The following is a 16548-nucleotide window of genomic DNA, read 5'->3' as shown; positions in this document are numbered from 1 at the left end:
TTGGATTTTACCTCAATCACTCTGCCATTTATAACGGTTAACAAAAGACAGAAACCCAGGTTTTTGTGAAAAAACAAAGGGAAGAGGGGCCTGTCTAAATTTTAGATTTATTTAAGACAATTGTTCGAGACGTTCACCCGGGAATGATTGACCCGATTTTCAAAGATTCTAAGAATCTGCAACTTAATACTTTTTCCATTCTTGTTAACACTTAAGTTAAGAGCTTCTTTGCCATGGCTAACAAATTCAAATTTACTGGTAATTTACTCGAACAAAAAACTGTCTTCCTGGAAAATGGAACAGAGGCAACTAAATCGGTCTACGATGATGTCAAGCTTTATTGGGATGGTACTGCATTAATTCAGGTTGGGGACGGTCGTCGCAGTGATGGCAATTACATCGAAGTTTTAGAGTATGTAAACAAAGATGGAAAAAAGATTCAAAATGTAGCTGCCCTGGGAACATTTTATAGTCTTGCAGGTCCTCAGCCCATCAGGCTTTTCCGGGGAGCTGTCGCTTTTAATGATGTTTTATCGGAGAAGAATAAAGATAAGTTGGTAGGTCAAGTAAAGCGTAGTGACCGTATTGAAGGTGGCTATGATCCAGTGCAGGACATCATCGGTCTCAATTACCAAAACATTACTTTTTTTGATGGTGAAAACAATGCAGGTGCTGTTTCATATCGAGCGGCTCCAGATATCTTTCCCGGTATCAACATCCCAACTACTGACTCTTTTTTTGATCTTACTTTCCCTGGAGGCACTCCGACAATAAGCGGGGGACGTATCCAGTTGCCGGATATCAATTTAGGCAATGCTTTCAACTGGTACTACCAGAAAAAAAACAAGGGTGCGTTCAATATTCCAACTTTTGAACCTAGGGATCCAAAACCAGGAAAACCAGATGATCCGAAGAAACCAATTAAGATTGGTGGTATTACCGGAGTAGCTCTAGAAATTAATAGTATCGACAAGTACGTTCAAGTTCAGGGGAAAGCCGATGTTGACTTGTTCAAAATGGCAAAAATTGGAGTCGATATCGCCGGCCAGCGATTTATCCGTATTTTCGATAATGATGTTCAAACGGTTTTTCTCGCTTCCATTGAATTCGTTGACTTCGGCGCTGTTAGGATTAATCTTTTAAGTTTTGATTTTAATTCAATCAAAAAACAAGCGACGGTAGCTGGTGAAATACTGATTCGTCCTTGGAACAACCTGAAGGTGGGCGGCAGGATTGGAACAGAATTTACAACAAATCCTGCAGGAGGTATCGCTGATATTCGAATCAGTACTATTGGTCTTTATGCAGACAATCTGAATGCCTTGATTTCTACACCAGAATCTCAAATTTACCTCCAGCGCATTGGGGTTGATTTTGAAAATATTCCGCCCTTGGCTCCGGGGCAAAGTTTCAATCTGGGCGGGTCTCTTGCGGTGTCCCTGGGGCAATCATTTGAGGTGGATTTCCCCGATTGGCTAGGGGGCAGCAAAAAAGGTGAGGGCATCAGTGCTGTCCGTATCGATGGAGCAGTAACACTAAAAATTCCGGTGGGCATTGACCTAGCCGCCAAAATTAGTATTCTGGGATTCCCAGTTGCAGAGAGTCGATCCTTCCTCAACCTTGATGCTGCAATCAAGGGTACGGGAGTAGTACTGAAAACCAATACCACTTACCGCACGCCGTTCGACGTAATAACAACAAATGGAGAGTTCAGCATAGATGCAAGGCTTAACTTTAGCCTTCGGTCGGGGGCAAGGCTTAACATACCGACTTTTATACCCTTTTTAGGTGGGCTACAACTTGCTGGGGCCAACGCCATGATCAAGTATGCTGCCCCCTACCACCCCACAGCTCAGTTTCGACCTGAATATGGTTTTGTTGCGGGATGGGTAGATGTAAATACTTTGTTTTTCAAAGATAGTATTGGCTTTAGGGTCGGATTTGACGGCAAGGTTGGCATCGTCAAGGGAGAGGATATTAAGGGATTTGGCGGCATAGCAACGGTGGATTCCCTTGATGAATTTGGTTTACTCGCCACATCTGAATCAGCCCTAGCGGCTTATGAAGAGCAGAACGCCGGCGATCAGCTAGCAAGACAATCCTTTAATGTCCGTCAAGGGCGAGAATGGGCGTCGGTAAGTATTCGGTGGCTGAGAAGAGGTCGCTACGAGACCCCAGCAGCGATGTTTAACCTGAGGTCCCCCAGCGGAACTGTCTACAGATACGCAGATTATTTACAAGGGACTAGGGTCAAGCTCTGGAACGAGTTTAGTGATGAGTTCGGGACTTCTCTCTTCATTCCGAGACCGGAAGCGGGAACCTGGACAGTTGAGCAAGTTCGGTCGGATGATATCGGGCCAATTCAAATCAAAATGGTTCAAAATTCCATCGCCCCCGTTGCAGAAATTAAGCAATTTGCTCGGGATCCTAATCGCCAGTGGGTAGACATTCTTTACACCGTTACTGGCGATCCCTTTGCCGAAAATATTAAAGTTAATCTTTATGCGGACACCGATGGCAAGGGGGGAGATGGTTTCCTCATCACCACAATTGACCACGACCCCAAATCAAGTGGAAGCTACCGCTACCGTTGGGATTTAAGCAATGTTCCCCAAAGTGTTTACCACTTGTATGCATCGGCGGAAAGTGAGGGGCACTTACCCAATGACCGGTATTTTACTGGCGATCTCAGTGTGGCGACAAGCACTGGTTCAGCAACGGATAGTAACCTTCCCATTGGCGGCATTGAGTTGGGCCAAGGCAATGATTTACCCGTTGTTAAGGATCTCAGCGCCAACTGGATTGGGGACGGTAAGTTTTCGGTAACCTGGAGCGATACCGCAACGCCCCAGTACTACAATGTACGCTGGTCTAATAATCCTGCGGGAGTTCTTGATAATCCCCTAGACCCTGATTTTAGCGGTATTCAACCTACTTCCGGCTTAGTAACTATTTACGAAGAGGAAGATGGACGTTTCTATCACAGACTTATTGTTGATGGCCTGACCGAAGGGGAATTATACCGCTTTCAAATTCAATCGGTGGACGATAACGATCGCCTAGGGGCGGTAGGGAAAACATCCCTGGCGGTGGCAGGTAATTATGATGCGGCGATCGCCTTAGGTGAGAGCGATGAGTGGGAATACGTTGCGGTGTTGGGCGAAACTTATACCCGTGAAGTTAGCAAGGCTGAAAATGAAACCGTAACTCCCCTAATTCTGCCGGAAGGGGCCAGCTATGACCCAGTAACCAATCAACTTATTTGGCAGCCGACGGTTGACCAACTAGGAGAACATTGGCTGCAATTTAAAGTTGAAAATCAATTCGGTGATGTTTATCTAGAAACCCAACGGGTGCAGGTGCTTGAGTATTCCCTTGAACAGCTTCAAGTGATTAATTTACCGGAAGACTTCGACATATTTGAGTACCAAAAAAATAATCCCATTAACCTCAATTCCCTGATTGTTGCTTCCGGAAACGGTGATAGTCTAGGGGATGACAACCTGGTTATCAATGCCAATCCTAAACTTATCACCATGGAGAGGGGAAATAATACCTTTGTAGTGGGTTCTTACACGAAAGTTTTAGGTGGAGCAGGAAACGACCTTTTGCAAGCTTCCCCCGACAACAGTTTCGGTGGTGTCCATTTAAATGGGGGAGAAGGCAATGACATAATCATCGGCGGGGAAGGTGATGATACCCTTTTGGGCGGCCTCGGAGATGACATCATCTGGTGGAGTTTAGGAGACGATTTTATTGACGGTGGCGGAGGTACCGATACTTTAGCGGGCATTCAATTGCTCAATCTGGCAGAAAGCGAGACGATCAACATTAAAGGCATTGAAATATTTCAACTCGCCGATGCAGGAGAAGTTGTCCTTGACCAAGCCGCCATCCTGGCGATCGCCCCCGATGGAAATATACTCCGCATCGAAGGTGACAACGGAACCATCTATCTCAATGATGACTGGCAACAACAAGGACAAAGGAAAGATGAAGACGGGAATTTTATCCTTTACACCGCCGGGGATGCCACCCTTGCCATAGAAGATTCCCATGACATTGTCTTCTTAACCGGAGAAGTCGGCACTTCCTTAGGACAATTTAATCTGGATGAATTCGGAGATACATTGAAGAATGTTTCCACTTTCACCCTCAGCACACTTCCCGGTTGGGAATATAGCACTGCTTCTGAAGGTTTTAAGCTAAGTCTAGCCGTTGAACCAGGGGATAGCAGCACGATCGCCATTGATCTACTACCGGAGCACCAGGGAGTAAATACTTTTTTAAGACAAGATCCGGCAACTGATATTTGGACTGAATTCTTATTTGACGGTAACGTCGGCGCTGAATTAATCGATAGCAATAATGACGGTAAATTTGACCAAATTCTTCTCCACCTTGAAGACGGCGCACCATCGGATCTAGATGGCCTGGCCGATGGCAAAGTGGAATTGTCCGGGCTTTTAGCGACAACAACACCAGGATTGGCAACCCCTGTGAGTGGTTCAGGGTTTTTAAATGGATTTGGCCAACCCATACCATTGACGGTGCGGGCTGTGTCCTTGCCTGTAAGTGGCAATTTTGAGTTCGGCTTTATTAAAACTGATTATGATGATTTCCGGGGGCTGGTCGGTGCCTATGATCCCACCGATGAAGGTTGGTCAGCTTTTATCCCCCTCGAAACCCAAGCCGGGGTTTTTCGTAACGGTGAACGGAGTTCATTTAGCCCTGTTTTGGAAGCCGCTCCGGCGGATGGTTTGGCCTTAAACCGAACTCTGGCTCAACAAGTGCTTACTTCCGGTAATTCCCTGGCTTCCACCGAACATAAGGACATCGGTACGTTTTCCCAGGTCACCATTGAGGATGCTTATAGTTTGACTCCCTATATCCTTGACTTGAACAGTAACGAAATGTTTTCTGTTGAGGATGAGAATTTGTCAGTGACCCAGGATGGTCGGGGTTTTACCCAAATTTCCGCAGACACCCCCAACGGGAAATATGCCGTCGAAGTTTTTACCCTTCCCCTCGTTGTCCCCGGTTTGCAAGGAGAGGCGATCGCCACTGATATTCAAATCCATCGTGCTGGTGAATATCAAAACACCCTTGGTTTGTATAAACTCGCTAATGCCAATGGGGATATTGATATCAATAACGATGGCATAATCGATTTCTCGCCAGGGCAAGCGGGCTATGCTGAAGCGGCGGTTCGCATGACCCAGAGTCGAGATCCTTTAACTGGAGGCATCACCTTTAGTGCCCCAGACAATTTTTCCCAAAAAACGGCGACCACTCAGTTAAAAGCAGGGGGTAATTACGGCTTGTTCCTCATCTCCAATGGAACCACTGAGCAGTTCCTCCAACAAAACCCCGGTAATCAACCAGGCAATGTCAACGCTTTCTTTATGTACGACCAAGCCAATCCAGATAACGAAAGTCACTTCATGCGTCTTGGACAATCCCTTTATGGAGTTGAGGATCTATTCGGCGGTGGCGATCGAGACTTTAACGATCTTCTCATCAGTCTGGATTTTGCTGGGAACATTTAGTTATTAAATTCCCCAGAAAACTAACCCTTAACCACTGTCCATGCCGCCTTTCCCAACCAAGATTCGGATGGGAAAGTTTACCCTTTTTCAATCCTACTCAGCGGTCTTGTCCTTAACACCCCGGACAATGCGGGAAAGCTCAGATTTTTCATCCACACTAATGCGGGTGGGGGAACCACTGATAATCCGCTCATAATTGCGGAAGGAATCGCGAATATCAGGGCCATCATGGCTAATGCTATATTCTCGAATGCCTTTATCATGCCAGGAACCCCGCATTTTAAACACATTCAATGCCCGGGACATTTCTCCTCGGATTTCCACATACTGCAACATCAAAATGGTGTCTGTAATGGTGGAAATATGGGATTCCGTAATGGAATGGGCCCCCATAAATTGGTCCGTGGTATTGGTAAAGAAGCCAGTAATCTCCTCCTGTTTGGCGTAGCCCGTTACCCCAATGACAAATTGACGGAAAGCATTATTGGTCACTCCCCGGGCCAGGGCAGAAAGGGAATCAATGGCAATGCGGGAAGGTTTAAATTCCGATATTTCCGACTTGATCATTTGCAAATGATCCTCCAAGCCCGCCGATTCTGGATAGGTACAAAGAAGTTTTAATAAACCCTTGTGTTCCATTTCTTCAAAATCAATGCCCCAGGAAGAAGCGTTGCGGGAAAGCTGAGCCCTGGATTCCTCATAGGCAAACAAAATGGCCCGTTCTCTTTGGCGACAACCTTCCTGCAAAAATTTGCTTACCAACAGGGTTTTGCCCGTACCAGTAGCCCCCGTAGCCAGAATAATCGAATCTTTGAAAAAGCCACCGCCACACATTTCGTCCAAGGTTTGTACTCCCGATGAAATGCGGGCATTGGAAGACCTCTGGGTGAGGCGCATGGCTCCCAGGGGAAAAATGTTAATGCCGTCGTGGGTGATAGTGAAAGGATATTCCCCCTTCATGTGGGTGGTACCCCGTAGTTTGAGGATTTCCACCGTGCGTCGTCGCCGTTCCCCTTCTAAAACATTACGCAAAACCACCACGTTATCGGAGACGAATTCCTCTACGCCAAAGCGGGCAATGGGGCCATATTCTTCCACCCGTTCGGTGGTCATAATGGACGTTACCTGGAGCTGTTTTAACCTAGCCACCAAACGAAAAATTTCCCGCCGCACCACCGAAGCCGCATCATATTGTTGAAATACCGCTGTGACCGAATCAATGGAAACTAACTTGGCTTTATATTTCCGCACTGCATACTGAATTCTTTCAATTAAGGCCGACAGATCAAAGGTGCCCACCACTTCCTGCCCTTCCGGATCGGGGGAAGCATCGAGGATAAACAATTTGCCATCGTCAATTAATTGTTGTAAATCCCAGCCAAAACTATAGGCATTTTCAATAATGTCACTGGGGGATTCTTCAAATGTAATGAATAAACCCGGATAATCGAAATGGTGAATGCCTTGGTAAAGAAATTGTACTGCCAAGAGAGTTTTGCCTGTGCCGGAGGTGCCACTCACCAGGGTTGTACGGCCAATGGGTAAACCGCCGTGGGTAATTTCGTCAAAGCCCTCGATCACAGTACGAATTTTTTGCACTCCCTTCCTTGGCACATCGGGGCGATTACGTTCGTTAACAATCGGTAAGTTCATTAGCTAAATTTAGATTTTTAAAGAAGAAAAAAGTTAGTAAAATTAAAACTAAATAACAGTTTGACTAAAACTGATTGAATGTGTTGAGTTTGAGGGGCAGGATTAAAGTTTGTTAGGAGTCTGATGATGTGTGTTGATGGGGGAAATATCTCGCCCTGTTCCCCGATTTTCTATTGGTCTTCTGCTTCCCGTTCCCGAATTTCGTCATAGAGCAGGTCTAAACCAATCAATACTTTCTCTCGGTCGGAAAGGTCGCCGATGATTTTCCTGACAGGGGGCGGTAGGATTTTAGCCAAGGTGGGGGTGGCAAGAATTTTATCTTCTTCGGCTAATTGGGGATTTTTCAACACGTCGATTACTTTGAGGGCATAAACTCCCTGGAATTCTTGCTCAAGGATATTTTTTAGCATTTTTAAGGCCCGCACAGAGTTGGGGGTGTTGCCAGCTACGTAGAGTTTGAGAACGTAAGTTTTTTTAAAGGGGCTCATTTTACGGGTTTACTAGAACGAGGGGGAAACCAACCAAGAAACAACTAAGAAAATAGATAACCAGAGAATCGAGGTAGTTTCAACAGCCAAGAGTTGAGCTGATGATTAAACCGTAGCATTTGGTTATTAATCCGTCTGATAATATACATCAAAGGGAATGTCCTCCCGGGGGATGGAACGGCGATACATTTCCCCCAGATGGGCGAGGATGTCGATCAACACTAAACGATAGTCTAGGAGGACTTCTTCGCTCCGCCCTTCTAGCTTTAGATGCTGGGAAAATTCATCCATTAATTCCATGTGAATTTCCAGGATTTGAGAAATGGCTAGGTCGGCAAAGAAAGCCTGATTAACAAATTGATCTAACAGGTCATTAACTGTGCCTTCGTCACTAAAATAACTGAGAATAATCTCTCGATATTGGGAGCTTAAATCTTCTAGGTATTCTTGTTTTTCCTGGGGGGAAAAGTTGCGGTAAAAGTGACTGGGCTTACGTTTGTAGTACACTCCTAGGTAACCGAGTCTTTCTTTAAGTTTGTCAGCCAGCCTTCTTTGTTGTAGGAGTAAAAAGCTTTGGGATGATTCATCGACAATCGGGGCGGGGATAGTTTCCGTTTGGTTGGGGAGGGTACAGATGGGGCCAAGGTGTAGGTAATGGGCGATCGCCCGGTCTACGACGGTGGGCAGTTCCGACCATTGGGATTCGGGCAGATGAATTTCAGCGTTGTGATAGACAATGGTGGGGTGTTCGTCGGTGGTTTTGGCTAGGGCAGAAGGACTGGGTTCGAGCAAAATAATCGGCAACAATCGCCCCTGTTCATAGAGACGATTCAGCACTGGAAGGGAATTAGCTTCGTAATAGACTAACAGGCAATCAATCCGCTCAGGTTTGTCTTCTAGAAAGGCACAAAAATCATCTAGTGCTTGAAAAGTCGATAGGTAATGGCGATCGCCCTGGAAAATAGACCTGAGTCTATGGGCAACGTGTTCGGGAGCAAAAAGACAGAGGGAGAGGGGAGACTGCACAGGGGATCAATAATCAGTCGAAGGTTAATCAAATAAGGGCTCAGATAGGCTTTCTCACCATGGTACGGTGCAAGTTAAGAAAATATTAATACTATTAATTGGAAAATTGTGTTAAGCAACTCCCCTGAACGTTAACACAATCTGAGTGCTCCTTGGCCGGATAGCTTCCGGCCTGTTTACAAAGTTTGAATTTGTGCTCCCCATCTTGGCGCTGGGCCGTGTATGGCCTGGGGTAACTTTGGCAATTTTTTCTCTATGACCAGGGATTTGGAGACTTTTTCTTTTATCTCTTTGCCCATGGATAGCCCTTGGCTAGTTAACCCTTTTTGGCTAGGATTTGGGTGTCTAAGCCCCTGATCGCCGCCCTCCATTTTTTACAATTTTTGTATATGACAAGCAGAATTAATCCCCTCGCCGGCCAGCATCCCCCCGCCGACAGCCTTTTGGATGTGGCCAAACTTTTAGACGACTATTACCGTCAGCAACCGGACCCGGAAAATCCCGCCCAGTTAGTGAGCTTTGGTACCTCTGGCCATCGGGGTTCTGCCCTCAACGGTACTTTTAATGAAGCCCATATTTTGGCGGTGACCCAGGCAGTGGTGGACTATCGCCAAGCCCAGGGCATTACGGGGCCCCTTTATATGGGGATGGATAGCCATGCTCTGTCGGAACCAGCCCAGAAAACGGCGTTGGAAGTGTTGGCCGCTAACCAAGTAGAAACTTTTTTAACCACCGCCACGGATTTAACCCGTTTCACCCCCACTCCGGCGGTATCCTACGCCATTTTGACCCACAACCAGGGACGTAAAGAAGGTTTAGCGGACGGCATTATTATTACCCCTTCCCACAATCCCCCCACTGATGGAGGCTTTAAATATAATCCCCCCTCCGGTGGCCCGGCGGAACCGGAAGCGACCCAATGGATTCAGAACCGGGCCAATGAGTTGCTGAAAAATGGCAATAAAACAGTTAAACGGCTGGATTACGAGCAGGCATTAAAAGCCACCACCACCCATGCCCATGATTTTGTCACTCCCTATGTGGCCGGTCTGGCGGACATCATTGACTTGGATGTAATTCGTTCAGCGGGCTTGCGCTTGGGAGTTGACCCCCTGGGGGGAGCCAATGTGGGCTATTGGGAACCCATTGCCGCTAAATACAATTTGAACATCAGCTTGGTTAATCCCGGGGTAGATCCCACGTTTAAATTTATGACCCTGGATTGGGACGGCAAAATCCGCATGGATTGTTCTTCCCCCTACGCCATGGCCAGTTTGGTGAAAATCAAAGACCATTACGACATTGCCTTTGGCAACGACACCGACGGCGATCGCCATGGCATTGTCACCCCCAGCGTGGGTTTGATGAATCCCAATCATTTTCTTTCCGTGGCCATTTGGTATTTGTTTAGTCAGCGGCAACAGTGGTCAGGGCTGTCGGCGATCGGCAAAACCCTAGTCAGCAGCAGCATGATTGACCGGGTGGGGGCCATGATTAATCGCCAAGTTTACGAAGTGCCCGTGGGCTTTAAATGGTTTGTCAGCGGTTTGCTAGATGGTTCCTTTGGCTTTGGGGGTGAAGAAAGTGCCGGGGCTTCGTTTTTGAAAAAAAATGGCACCGTTTGGACCACCGACAAAGATGGCACCATTATGGATTTATTGGCGGCGGAAATCACCGCTAAAACCGGCAAAGATCCCGGCCTCCATTACCAGGATTTGACCGCTAAGTTAGGTAATCCCATTTACCAACGCATTGATGCCCCCGCCACTCCGGCCCAAAAAGACCGCTTGAAAAAACTGTCCCCCGATGACGTTACAGCTACCTCCTTAGCTGGGGATGCCATTACTGCTAAATTAACCAAAGCCCCTGGCAACCAAGCGGCGATCGGTGGGTTGAAGGTGACCACTGCGGAAGGTTGGTTTGCGGCCCGGCCCTCCGGCACGGAAAATGTTTACAAAATCTATGCCGAAAGTTTCAAAGACGAAGCCCATCTCCAGGCTATTTTCACGGAGGCGGAAGCCATTGTTACCTCGGCTTTGGGCTAATCGACCCGGTCAATGTTCCGTCTAATTCCCCCTTCCCCCCGGTAACTTAAACGCTGGGGGGATTGTCCGTCTGTTGGGGAAAATCCCTGTCTTTGCCCCTGTGTTAATTGCCTATGCCACGGTCTTTTTTATTACTTTTACTTTGGATGGTGATCGCCGCTGGGCTACGCAGTTGGAATTTGGCCAGTAAACCCCCTTGGACCGATGAATTTGCCACCTTGGTCTTTAGCCTAGGCAACTCTTTTGAGAGCATACCCTTGGGCAAAGTGTTAACCGTTGCCGATCTCCTAACCATTCTGCAACCCCTACCCCAATCAGAACCAAATACCGTCATTAATGGTTTATTAAACGGCGATAACCATCCCCCCTTTTATTTTGTCCTAGCCCATCTTTGGTATCGATTATTTCCCCCCGACGGCAACTATTTATCCTTGGCGATCGGGCGATCATTACCGGTTATTTTTGGTACCATAGCCATACCTTTAGGCTATGGCTGTGCCAAATGGATCTGGGGGAAAGACCAAGAAAAATTAGCTCAGTTTACTGCCCTACTGATGGCAATTTCCCCCTATGGAATCTTCATTAGTCAAGAAGCTCGCCATTATACTTTTGCTATTATTTGGGGCTTAATTTCCATTACTTGTTGCTTAAAAAGCTTAAATTTTTTATTAAAAAATAAACCCTTACCTTTTTCCTTAGTTATTATCTGGATATTGGCTAATTCCCTAGGTATTTCAGTCCATTTTTTTGCCGTTTTGCCCATCCTCGCCCAAGGTTTAGCCCTAGCACTGTGGTTGGGGATTTGGAGCCGTCAGGGAAGGATTAATTTTTTATCAGCGTTACAATCCCTTACGCCTGTCATACTAGGCACCGCCTCCGCTGGTCTGAGTTGGATTGTCATTATTAGTCAACGGGAATTTGGCCATGGCATGACCGAATGGATTCAATTTACCAATATGTCCTGGGTGGATATGCTAATTGGCCCCCCAGCCCAATTAGCCGCCGCTGGCATAACTATGTTTTGTCTCCTGCCTGTAGAGTCCGAACATCTCTGGATTGTACTGTTATCAGGCCTGGGAATGCTGGCTTATTTTATTTGGTTAACTCCGGTGATATGGCAGGGTTTAGGGTATGGTATCAAGACAGAAAAAGACACAAGAGTGATAGTTTTAGTAACCACGTTTATTTTTTTGATAGTTATTTATCTGACCATTAGTTACGGAGCTGGTTTAGATATCACCAGGGGAGCAAGGTATAGTTTCAACTTTTGGAGTTTACTAATGTTAATAGCTGGCGTGGGTCTAGGGAAAAATCCCCAGGTAAATTTCCACCGCAGTGCTGATTTAGGTCCATCAAATAGTCAATGGCGGCAATTAAATTGGTGGCAAAAAAGTCGCCGGGACCTCTATTTACCAATGATAATTTTGTTAATTGGCATTTTGAGTGCTGTTACTGTCACCCATAACTTGGCTTACCGGAAATATTATCGACCTGATAAATTTTTAACTCTCTTGTCAGAAAACCCTGTCAGCGAAACCCGTTGGATTGTCACCACCCATAAAAGCTTGGTGCAGGTAGGTGAATTGTTGGGCATTGCCTGGGAAGCTCAACGCCATTTTCCTGAGTTGGTACCCCAACTAAGATTTGTTTTTTTACCCCAGGAAAAATTACAAGATCCCGTTGCCACAGAACAGCTACAGAATTTATTGAAACAGGCGGAACAACCAGTAGATTTATGGCTGGTTAATTATTTTGCTCCCCTAGATTTTCCCGATTGCCAAATAGATCAAAGTCCGAAAGAAAATATCTTTGGCTATCCCTATCAACGCTTTAATTGTCTTATTAACCGCAAGTAAAATCGGGCTAAGAGAGCTATTCTAACTATCTCGCTTCTTGCTATATTTTCTAGATTTAGAAATTAATCTAATAAGCGAATTAATTCTTCCTTGGTTATTTCAGCGTCTCTGATGATTTTCAACAATAAACCTTTTCCAATAGTTTTACCGCCATGGATAGGAATGGTCACTACTCGATTATCTTGATCTTTTAGACGAACGTGACTTCCTTTTTGTCTAATAACTTTAAAACCAAGTTTTTGAAGTACGACTATGAGCTGAGTGCTTGTTACAGTAGGAAGCTTTGCCATCAGACCACCACTTTTTGGATGCCGATAAACTCAGAAGTAGATTCCAATTCAATCTCTTCAAGACATAATTCGATAACCTCACGAATATTTTGCATAAGCTCATCAATGGTCTCCCCCTGACTGTAGCAAGCTTTAAGTTGTGGGACTTCACCTATGTAAATACCATCTTCATCCCTTTCAATAAGAACATAAAATTCTTGCTTGTTCATTTTTTTCCTTGGTCTATTTTACTAGGCAGTTTGTTCAGTGCTATAAAAATCCTGTTTCTCAATGGCTGGCCTGATGTCATTGAGATCAATATAACGATCGGTGGCATTTCGTAATTCCCTAGCAATCATGCCTTCGGTGGAAACTACAGTTATGTGGGTACTTTTTGATCTTAAGAGTTCGATCGCCCGTTCAAAATCGCCGTCACCACTGAACAAAACCACCCGATCATATTGATCTACGGTGTTAAACATGTCCACCACAATTTCAATATCTAGATTAGCTTTTTGGGAATATTTGCCGGAAATGTCGTCATAATATTCCTTAAGAATTTTAGTTCTGACGGTGTAACCTAAACTTATAAGGGCATCACGGAAACCCCTTTGATCTTGGGTATCTTTTAAACCAGTGTACCAAAATGCATTGACGAGTTTTACAGATGGATCTTCAGTGAAGAAAGATAATACCCTTCTGGGGTCAAAAAACCACCCATTTTTCTGTTGTGCATAAAACATATTATTCCCATCCACAAAGATAGACAAACGATCCCTGCGGAAAGGAATACCACTATGAATTGACATATAAAGTTAAATCGTAAAAATAAAAATAACTAGCGATAATGCTAAGAAATAGAATAGAAGTTAGAAATAAAAATAATAGCTGAGGTTAGTTTAGCGCAATTGTTAACCCCTAGGGAATTGGGGCAATCACCAGTGCCACCCCAGAATACTTGATTTGGCGAAAAAGTAGCTAAATTTGCCCATCTCGGCTCAGCCGTGGCGATCGCCATGGGATGGTGACACTGTTTGGGCTGAAGCGGTTGGCCCCAAGCGGGCAGGGGGAGGGACTCCCGTCGGTATATTAATTTACGTACGACTTAGGTCTTGGCAGACTAACCAAGGTAGCCCAAGAATCATTTTTGACATCCTTACCAAGAAAAACCCTGTTCCCTAGGCACAACCGTCTGGATCCTGAAAGTCCCAAGCTTCACAATTCATTAAATCGATGATGTGGTCTCGCAAAAGGTAATCGTGCATTTCCAATTCCCTTTCTACGGCTAGCCACTGCCGGGCGGGGATGAATTGACAAAGGGTATAGATGGGTTGCTGGCGATCGAGGCGATTTTGGCGGACCAGTTCACTGGCGGTGGAGCGAATGACTTCGAGGGAAAAAACTGTTTCTTGGTGGAGGGGTGAGGAAATGACCATAGTGCTTCAACCGGAAATGGACAGTGTATAAAAAGCCAATATCTACGGAACTGGGGTAACAGAGCAGGCTAGGGGCTGGACAAAGCCCAAAATAGTAGTAATTTTGACGACCGGTGCAAAAACCTTTAACAATTTAGGGGCAAAATCTGTCTAAGGGAAGGGGGAAAAACCGTATAACCGTAACAAAAAATACAATCTCCCCTATTTTACGGATGGCATACCGGCAATGTCACGCTTTTGACCTTAATCTTTTGTTTATCTTTAGCTTTACTTTTTAGTGCGGTTCGCCCCCTGTTTTACATGGCATTGACAACGGGCCAAGCCAGGCTGAGCCAGTCTTTCTGGGCGATGGGGTTTATGGCCAGCCTGGGGGTTTCCCTCCAGTAGGTTGGCTCAACGACGGCATTAAAGTCACAGCTTTTTGATACGCTGGAAAAATCCATCACCCTTAGCCCGGCTAATTGGCAAGGACTTGGCTTGCTCCGTTGACCCTGAAACACCAAGGGGAAATCATGATAACGTTTATAAAAAAATTATCAGGGTAGAGTCAGCATGAAGAATCGTACTTTTACCGCAATTATCTATAAGGAAGAGGAGATGTACATTGCGGAGTGCCCAGAAGTAGGCACAGTCGATCAGGGAGAAACCATCGAACAGGCCATAGCAGGACTACAAGAAGCAACGCAACTCTATCTTCAGGAATTCCCACTGCCGGAAACATCACCTAGATTTGTAACGAGTATTGAAGTGAGTTATGCCTAAGTTACCGCGAATCTCTAGTCGAGAAGTAATTCGAGTGCTTGAAAAACTGGGATTTGAAGTGGTTCGACAAACGGGGAGCCATGTGGTGATGCAAAAAGTAACAACTGAGGGAAATATTGGCTGTGTTGTCCCTTTGCATCGAGAACTAAAGGTGGGTACTTTAAGTGGCGTTCTCAAGCAAGCCAGAGTTTCCGTCAATGAATTTATTGGGCAGCTTTGAGATGCCTTGTTAATCTAGAAATGGGTTGTGCATACCCTGCAGCGTGCTCCGATTGGGTCTTTCATTTGTCCCTGGGTGGTGCTAGATAGAGCCAAATTAACCATTGCTAAATGCGACGACTACCACGGTGATGACCGAAGTAGTCTTTTCTCGTCTTGAGAATAATTTCAATGCTGGTCGATTTAGGTAAAGTCACGGCTTTTTGATACGCTGGAAAAATCCTTCACCCTTAGCCCGGCTAATCCATCCCTAGTTATGAGTAAAAGTGAGCGTCGTGTTTTTCTGCTGGATTTTGAAAAGCCCCTCTATGAGCTAGAGGAAAAAATCAATCAAATCCGGGAACTAGCCGAGGAAAAAAATGTGGACGTGTCCGAACAGCTCAGTCAACTAGAAAGTCGGGCTGAACAGTTGCGTCAGGAAATTTTTAGCAATCTCAATCCTTCCCAGCGGTTACAGTTGGCCCGCCATCCCCGCCGTCCTAGTACGTTGGATTATATCCAAGCCATTGCGGATGATTGGTTTGAAATGCACGGCGATCGAGGAGGTTATGACGATCCGGCTTTGGTGGGGGGAGTGGCCCGCTTGGGGACTCGACCTGTGGTGATTATGGGCCATCAAAAGGGAAGGGATACCAAGGATAATGTGGCTCGCAATTTTGGTATGGCGGCCCCCAATGGTTACCGGAAGGCTCTGCGGTTGATGGAACACGCTGATCGTTTTGGTATGCCTATTATTACTTTTATTGATACCCCTGGAGCTTGGGCCGGCATCGATGCAGAAAAGTTGGGCCAAGGGGAGGCGATCGCCGTTAATTTGCGGGAAATGTTTCGGTTAGATGTCCCCATTCTCTGCACAGTGATCGGGGAGGGGGGCTCCGGGGGTGCATTGGGTATTGGCGTTGGCGATCGGGTATTGATGCTGGAAAATGCGGTGTACACCGTGGCTACTCCAGAGGCCTGTGCGGCTATTCTTTGGAAGGATGCGAAAAAGTCCGACAAAGCGGCGATCGCCTTGAAAATTACCGCCGATGATTTAGCGAAGTTACAAATCATTGATGGGATTATTCCCGAGCCGAAGGGGGCCGCCCACGCCAATCCATTGGGAGCCGCTGCTAAGTTGAAGGAAGCTTTATTGTTCCATCTCAATACCTTGGCTCAATTAACTCCCCAGGAACGCAAACAATTGCGGTACGACAAATTCCGGCATTTGGGTCAATTTTTAGAAACGGCGGTGTAAGACGAATA

13 protein-coding genes are annotated in these 16548 nt (G+C 45.9%); 6 read left to right on the top strand and 7 right to left on the bottom strand.

Going from position 1 to position 16548, the window contains the following annotated elements:
- Nucleotides 1–233 precede the first annotated feature (233 nt).
- Entirely contained in the window at nucleotides 234–5549 is a 5316-nt protein-coding gene (locus SYNPCCP_RS15930) for a DUF4114 domain-containing protein (protein WP_010874244.1), read from the top strand.
- A gap of 93 nt (nucleotides 5550–5642) precedes the next feature.
- Here SYNPCCP_RS15930 and kaiC read toward each other — a convergent pair whose 3' ends face one another.
- From kaiC to SYNPCCP_RS15915, 3 genes are all read right to left on the bottom strand, one after another.
- Nucleotides 5643–7202: a circadian clock protein KaiC gene (gene kaiC, locus SYNPCCP_RS15925; RefSeq protein ID WP_010874243.1), complete on the bottom strand. Its 1560-nt coding sequence runs from the start codon at nucleotides 7200–7202 to the stop codon at nucleotides 5643–5645.
- Between the two features lie 170 nt (nucleotides 7203–7372).
- Nucleotides 7373–7690 carry a circadian clock protein KaiB gene (kaiB, locus tag SYNPCCP_RS15920; RefSeq protein WP_010874242.1) on the bottom strand — a complete coding sequence of 106 codons (318 nt, stop codon included), beginning with the start codon at nucleotides 7688–7690 and terminating at the stop codon, nucleotides 7373–7375.
- A 126-nt stretch (nucleotides 7691–7816) separates the two neighbouring features.
- Nucleotides 7817–8716: a circadian clock protein KaiA gene (locus SYNPCCP_RS15915; RefSeq protein WP_010874241.1), complete on the bottom strand. Its 900-nt coding sequence runs from the start codon at nucleotides 8714–8716 to the stop codon at nucleotides 7817–7819.
- Between the two features lie 389 nt (nucleotides 8717–9105).
- Here SYNPCCP_RS15915 and pgm point away from each other — a divergent pair, with 389 nt between their 5' ends.
- Nucleotides 9106–10761, top strand: coding sequence for a phosphoglucomutase (alpha-D-glucose-1,6-bisphosphate-dependent) (gene pgm, locus SYNPCCP_RS15905; protein ID WP_041426079.1), 1656 nt, complete (start codon nucleotides 9106–9108; stop codon nucleotides 10759–10761).
- Between the two features lie 113 nt (nucleotides 10762–10874).
- A complete protein-coding gene (locus SYNPCCP_RS15900) occupies nucleotides 10875–12617 on the top strand; it encodes a hypothetical protein (RefSeq protein ID WP_010874239.1) in 1743 nt (580 codons plus the stop codon).
- A gap of 62 nt (nucleotides 12618–12679) precedes the next feature.
- Here the strand turns inward: SYNPCCP_RS15900 and SYNPCCP_RS15895 are convergent, their stop codons facing one another.
- The 4 genes from SYNPCCP_RS15895 to SYNPCCP_RS15880 all read right to left on the bottom strand — a co-directional run bounded on the left by SYNPCCP_RS15895 (nucleotide 12680) and on the right by SYNPCCP_RS15880 (nucleotide 14322).
- Entirely contained in the window at nucleotides 12680–12907 is a 228-nt protein-coding gene (locus tag SYNPCCP_RS15895; protein ID WP_020861918.1) for a type II toxin-antitoxin system HicA family toxin, read from the bottom strand.
- Complete coding sequence (locus SYNPCCP_RS15890; protein WP_010874238.1) at nucleotides 12907–13116, bottom strand: type II toxin-antitoxin system HicB family antitoxin; 210 nt, start codon at nucleotides 13114–13116, stop codon at nucleotides 12907–12909. Before SYNPCCP_RS15890 ends, SYNPCCP_RS15895 begins: the two co-directional genes overlap by 1 nt.
- 21 nt (nucleotides 13117–13137) lie before the next feature.
- The gene (locus SYNPCCP_RS15885) at nucleotides 13138–13695 is read right to left on the bottom strand and encodes an NYN domain-containing protein (RefSeq protein ID WP_010874237.1); all 558 of its coding nucleotides are present in this window, start codon (nucleotides 13693–13695) and stop codon (nucleotides 13138–13140) included.
- Between the two features lie 369 nt (nucleotides 13696–14064).
- Nucleotides 14065–14322, bottom strand: coding sequence for a DUF4327 family protein (locus SYNPCCP_RS15880; protein WP_010874236.1), 258 nt, complete (start codon nucleotides 14320–14322; stop codon nucleotides 14065–14067).
- Nucleotides 14323–14874: 552 nt separating this feature from the next.
- Between SYNPCCP_RS15880 and SYNPCCP_RS15875 the strand changes: the two genes are divergently transcribed.
- The 3 genes from SYNPCCP_RS15875 to accA all read left to right on the top strand — a co-directional run bounded on the left by SYNPCCP_RS15875 (nucleotide 14875) and on the right by accA (nucleotide 16540).
- A complete protein-coding gene (locus tag SYNPCCP_RS15875) occupies nucleotides 14875–15084 on the top strand; it encodes a type II toxin-antitoxin system HicB family antitoxin (protein WP_020861920.1) in 210 nt (69 codons plus the stop codon).
- Entirely contained in the window at nucleotides 15077–15304 is a 228-nt protein-coding gene (locus tag SYNPCCP_RS15870; protein ID WP_020861921.1) for a type II toxin-antitoxin system HicA family toxin, read from the top strand. The genes SYNPCCP_RS15875 and SYNPCCP_RS15870 overlap by 8 nt, the downstream gene beginning before the upstream one ends.
- A 255-nt stretch (nucleotides 15305–15559) precedes the next feature.
- Entirely contained in the window at nucleotides 15560–16540 is a 981-nt protein-coding gene (accA, locus tag SYNPCCP_RS15865) for an acetyl-CoA carboxylase carboxyl transferase subunit alpha (RefSeq protein ID WP_010874235.1), read from the top strand.
- The last annotated feature ends 8 nt before the right edge of the window (nucleotides 16541–16548 follow it).

This window comes from Synechocystis sp. PCC 6803 substr. PCC-P (assembly GCF_000284455.1).
In the GTDB taxonomy this organism is placed as follows: domain Bacteria; phylum Cyanobacteriota; class Cyanobacteriia; order Cyanobacteriales; family Microcystaceae; genus Synechocystis.
Note: the sequence above shows the minus strand (reverse complement) of the source record. Positions and strands in the feature narration are given on the sequence as shown.

What these genes read in the sequence shown, in the direction of transcription:
- pgm (WP_041426079.1), top strand. Translation starts at nt 9,106, where the DNA reads ATGACAAGCAGAATTAATCCCCTCGCCGGCCAGCATCCCCCCGCCGAC.
- accA (WP_010874235.1), top strand. Translation starts at nt 15,560, where the DNA reads ATGAGTAAAAGTGAGCGTCGTGTTTTTCTGCTGGATTTTGAAAAGCCC.
- SYNPCCP_RS15890 (WP_010874238.1), bottom strand. Translation starts at nt 13,116, where the DNA reads ATGAACAAGCAAGAATTTTATGTTCTTATTGAAAGGGATGAAGATGGT.
- SYNPCCP_RS15895 (WP_020861918.1), bottom strand. Translation starts at nt 12,907, where the DNA reads ATGGCAAAGCTTCCTACTGTAACAAGCACTCAGCTCATAGTCGTACTT.
- SYNPCCP_RS15875 (WP_020861920.1), top strand. Translation starts at nt 14,875, where the DNA reads ATGAAGAATCGTACTTTTACCGCAATTATCTATAAGGAAGAGGAGATG.
- SYNPCCP_RS15885 (WP_010874237.1), bottom strand. Translation starts at nt 13,695, where the DNA reads ATGTCAATTCATAGTGGTATTCCTTTCCGCAGGGATCGTTTGTCTATC.
- SYNPCCP_RS15880 (WP_010874236.1), bottom strand. Translation starts at nt 14,322, where the DNA reads ATGGTCATTTCCTCACCCCTCCACCAAGAAACAGTTTTTTCCCTCGAA.
- SYNPCCP_RS15900 (WP_010874239.1), top strand. Translation starts at nt 10,875, where the DNA reads ATGCCACGGTCTTTTTTATTACTTTTACTTTGGATGGTGATCGCCGCT.
- kaiB (WP_010874242.1), bottom strand. Translation starts at nt 7,690, where the DNA reads ATGAGCCCCTTTAAAAAAACTTACGTTCTCAAACTCTACGTAGCTGGC.
- SYNPCCP_RS15870 (WP_020861921.1), top strand. Translation starts at nt 15,077, where the DNA reads ATGCCTAAGTTACCGCGAATCTCTAGTCGAGAAGTAATTCGAGTGCTT.
- kaiC (WP_010874243.1), bottom strand. Translation starts at nt 7,202, where the DNA reads ATGAACTTACCGATTGTTAACGAACGTAATCGCCCCGATGTGCCAAGG.
- SYNPCCP_RS15930 (WP_010874244.1), top strand. Translation starts at nt 234, where the DNA reads ATGGCTAACAAATTCAAATTTACTGGTAATTTACTCGAACAAAAAACT.